At 60.3% G+C, this 3,354-nt stretch carries 4 protein-coding genes, 1 tRNA gene and 1 pseudogene; 2 read left to right on the plus strand and 4 right to left on the minus strand.

Going from position 1 to position 3,354, the window contains the following annotated elements:
* Positions 1–388: 388 nt before the first annotated feature.
* Complete coding sequence (locus tag EN969_RS22820) at positions 389–1,138, minus strand: helix-turn-helix transcriptional regulator (RefSeq protein ID WP_024504719.1); 750 nt, start codon at positions 1,136–1,138, stop codon at positions 389–391.
* A gap of 331 nt (positions 1,139–1,469) precedes the next feature.
* Positions 1,470–1,545: transfer RNA gene (locus EN969_RS22825), tRNA-Ala, on the minus strand.
* A gap of 159 nt (positions 1,546–1,704) precedes the next feature.
* Between EN969_RS22825 and EN969_RS22830 the strand changes: the two genes are divergently transcribed.
* Positions 1,705–1,995 carry a YggT family protein gene (locus EN969_RS22830; protein ID WP_013528977.1) on the plus strand — a complete coding sequence of 97 codons (291 nt, stop codon included), beginning with the start codon at positions 1,705–1,707 and terminating at the stop codon, positions 1,993–1,995.
* Positions 1,996–2,008: 13 nt separating this feature from the next.
* The gene (locus tag EN969_RS22835; protein WP_063169480.1) at positions 2,009–2,326 is read left to right on the plus strand and encodes a DUF167 domain-containing protein; all 318 of its coding nucleotides are present in this window, start codon (positions 2,009–2,011) and stop codon (positions 2,324–2,326) included.
* A 16-nt stretch (positions 2,327–2,342) separates the two neighbouring features.
* Here the strand turns inward: EN969_RS22835 and EN969_RS22840 are convergent, their stop codons facing one another.
* Together EN969_RS22840 and EN969_RS36775 are read right to left on the minus strand one after the other, a co-directional pair.
* Entirely contained in the window at positions 2,343–3,224 is an 882-nt protein-coding gene (locus EN969_RS22840; RefSeq protein ID WP_013528979.1) for a MurR/RpiR family transcriptional regulator, read from the minus strand.
* Positions 3,225–3,234: 10 nt separating this feature from the next.
* Positions 3,235–3,354, minus strand: a pseudogene (locus EN969_RS36775) (ABC transporter); the annotation flags it as partial.

Here is a 3,354-nt window from a genome sequence, read left to right on the forward strand (position 1 = left end):
GAACCGCTCGTCGGCGCAGAACGGCTTCAGCGCTTGTTGTAGTGCATACCCTGCGAAAAGAAGACGGTCTGCGTGCCGGCGGCAATCGTCAGCTTCGGAGCGTTAGTCACTTTCTTGGCCATTTTTATCCCTTTCCTGACCCCCATTTGGGATCCGTTGAAAGACCCCCAGAATGGGATCCGCGTGAAGAAAGGTAAGGTCGGAAGAGTTAATGGTTTGTTAAAATTATAGTAAAACCACGAGCCGAAGACGGACGTGTGGATTATCTTTCCTGGCATTAAAGTGTAAAATATCGATTTTATTCAGATACAGAGTAGACAATCGTTGGCATACGCTTTATCGGCGTACGCTTATTCTTATTTGGCGTAAGACACGGCGATCCGAGGGATTAGCCCAACCCGTCCCGGGTCAGGCTGACAACCAGTTGGTCGACGCCCGCATCGTCGAGGCTGATGACATGCGCCATGCTGATGGCATCCCTTGCCTGGATATTGGCAATGTCGCGCCGCATGATGACGGACACGAATGCCGGGCCGGCCTCCGTCAGAAGCATGGCCTTGCCCATCAGCACCGGTTCGGAGATGGGAGCCCATTGCACGGAGATCAGCGACGGCTCTCCGGTCTGTCGGCGATTGATGCCGCTGAAATAGATCCAGTTCAGCCGCGAGATCGCCACGCCATAGTGATTGCCGCGCGCTCGTGCCCAGGTCGATCCCTGGCGCTCCGACCATCCGGTGACCCTTCGGAAGGTGACCAGTTCGGCTTCGCGCCGCACGAAGGTCACCGAGCGCATCAGGAGGTCGAGGCGGCCCGGGATCGAGAAATAGGTGAAATAGGTGCCGCCCGCGATCGAAGGACTGGGAGGGCGGATCATCTGGTTGAACAGGCTCTCGGAAACCGGCGGCAGGCCACGCATCGCGGGCTCGGGTGCGCCGGGATCCTGGTACAGTTCGGCCTCGTCGATCCGAAAGTAATCGCATATCAGCTTGGCGGTGGCCTTGTTGGGAACGGTCTGCCCTTGCAGGTAGCGTTCGAACTGCGTGCGATTGATGTGCAGCTCACGGCATACCGCACTTACGGAGGCATGGTCCTTGCTCAGCCGTCTAAGATTTGCAGCGAGATTCTCGCGAATTGACACGTCTTTGCTTCCGCGGGCGGGTTTTTCATTTCAACTCGAAATCCATATAGCGTCTCCGGTCGCCCCCGCCGAAACGCCTTGGCCACAACGCACAGAAAAAACTGATTTGGTAACGTCAATTTAGTGGGGCGGTTTGCAAAAAAAACGGAAACAATCGACGAGCGCTTCCGCCATAAGTCCAATTGACAAAAGTCTTGCCGGAGATTGCGAAAACAGGCGGCGCGGCGCGCGGCCTTTTAGGCGCGCCGGCACGGCAAATGCCAGCCGTGGAGGCAAGCCCGGACGAGCGTCGCGGAGTGCATATGGCGCGGAGAGCGAGGAATTAATCCGCTGGTGGAGCTGAGGAGGATCGAACTCCTGACCTCGTCATTGCGAACGACGCGCTCTCCCAGCTGAGCTACAGCCCCGTCCAGCGGATGGGCGCATTTATCGGGCGCTGCGGTTTCCTGTCAAGGCGGAGGTTTGCCGAAATCCAGTGGCTGGCAGCCGTACCGGCGCACCGTGGCAGGCGGCCCTTGCCGGTTTCGCGTGCAATGGCTACATGTCGGCAACAATTGGAGACCGGCATGCTCGCCCTCATTCAGACAATCGTCATGGCGCTCGACCTCTACTGGTGGATCATCATCGCATCGGCGATCTTTTCCTGGCTTTACGCCTTCAACGTCGTCAACTCGCGCAATCAGTTCGTCGGTTCCATCGGCAACATGCTCTATCGGCTGACCGAACCGGCGTTGCGGCCGATCCGCCGTTTCATGCCGGACCTTGGCGGCATCGACATCTCGCCGATCATCCTGCTTCTGATCCTGTTCTTCCTGCGGCAGTTCATATTGACCAGTGTGGCGCCTCTGGTCCTGTGAGCCCGATGATCGTATGAGCGCGCCGTTTCGCCTGCGCGATGATGGTGTCGACGTGTTTGTCCGGCTGACGCCGAAGGCTGCGCTGGACAGGCTCGAAGGCATCGAGACCACGGCGGACGAGCGAAGCCATCTGAAAGCGCGCGTCCGCGCCGTGCCGGAAAACGGCGCCGCCAATCATGCGCTCGAAAAGCTGATTGCCAAGGCGATTGGCGTGCCGGGGTCCGCCGTCTCGGTTGTCGCCGGCGGCACGGCGCGGCTGAAGACCGTGCGCATTGAAGGCGATCCGGAGACGTTGGCGAAAAGCATCGAGGCGCTCGGCCATCAGGCCTGATGTCCTTGCCGGAGGGTCAATCCCCCAGCGGCAAACGCGGATCGTCAACTTTCAACGTGTTGACGCTCTGCTTGATGCGGCGCAGATTTTCCAGAACCCTTGGTCCGCGCGTCTCGGCGACCGAGGTGACGATCATGTCGACGATCGACAGCAGCGCATAGCGCGACGATGTCGGCTTGTAGATATTGCCGTCTTCCAGCGACTGGAAATGGATGACCGTGTCGGCGACCTTGGCGAGCGCGGAGTCCGGCGGGGTGATGGCGATCGTCGTGGCGCCATATTGCTGGGCGACCTGCACCGCATCGATGACCGATCGTGCATAGCCGGAGACGGAGAAGGCGATCAGCGTGGTGTCGGGGGTGGCGACGGCGGCGTACATGCGTTGCAACTGTCCGTCGATTTGCGCCAGCACCGACACGCCAAGCCTGAACAGCCGGTTCTGCATTTCGGTCGCCATCATCGACGAAATGCCACCGGAGCCGATGCACAGCACATTGCCGGAAACCGCGATGCGTGCGGCGACGGCGACCAGCGTCGTCATGTCGAGGTTTTCGCTGGCGCGCTGGATGGCCGATATCGCCGCTTCGGTGATGGCGGAAGCGATGCGCTGTTCGCGGGCATCGCGGCTCAACGGCTCCGGCGACAGATACTGGCCGCCGATGGCGATGGCTTGCGCCAGATAGAATTTGAAGTCGCGCAGGCCCTCGCAGCCGAGGTTGCGGCAGAACCGCGTCACCGTCGGCTCGCTGACACCGACGCGCGCGGCAATTTCCGAAATCGCCGCCTTGGAAACGAAGTCGAGGTCTGCCAGCACGAAGCCGGCCAGCTTGCGATCCGACTTCGTTCCGTCCTGCGACATCAGCTGCAGGCGCGTGATGATGTCGGCCGGCGTCTTCATGCTGATATTTTCATAGAGGCAGGCCCGTCGCCTTGTCGAACAGATGGATGTTGCCGGGATCGACCGAGACCGGCAGCAGGTCTCCCGGCCTGACCGGCACCCTGTCACGGAACACGGCGCGTACCGTATC

Source organism: Mesorhizobium sp. M7A.F.Ca.CA.003.01.2.1, assembly GCF_003998945.1.
GTDB classification, from domain to species: Bacteria; Pseudomonadota; Alphaproteobacteria; order Rhizobiales; family Rhizobiaceae; genus Mesorhizobium; species Mesorhizobium ciceri.

What these genes read in the sequence shown, in the direction of transcription:
- EN969_RS22830 (WP_013528977.1), top strand. Translation starts at nt 1,705, where the DNA reads ATGCTCGCCCTCATTCAGACAATCGTCATGGCGCTCGACCTCTACTGG.
- EN969_RS22835 (WP_063169480.1), top strand. Translation starts at nt 2,009, where the DNA reads ATGAGCGCGCCGTTTCGCCTGCGCGATGATGGTGTCGACGTGTTTGTC.
- EN969_RS22840 (WP_013528979.1), bottom strand. Translation starts at nt 3,224, where the DNA reads ATGAAGACGCCGGCCGACATCATCACGCGCCTGCAGCTGATGTCGCAG.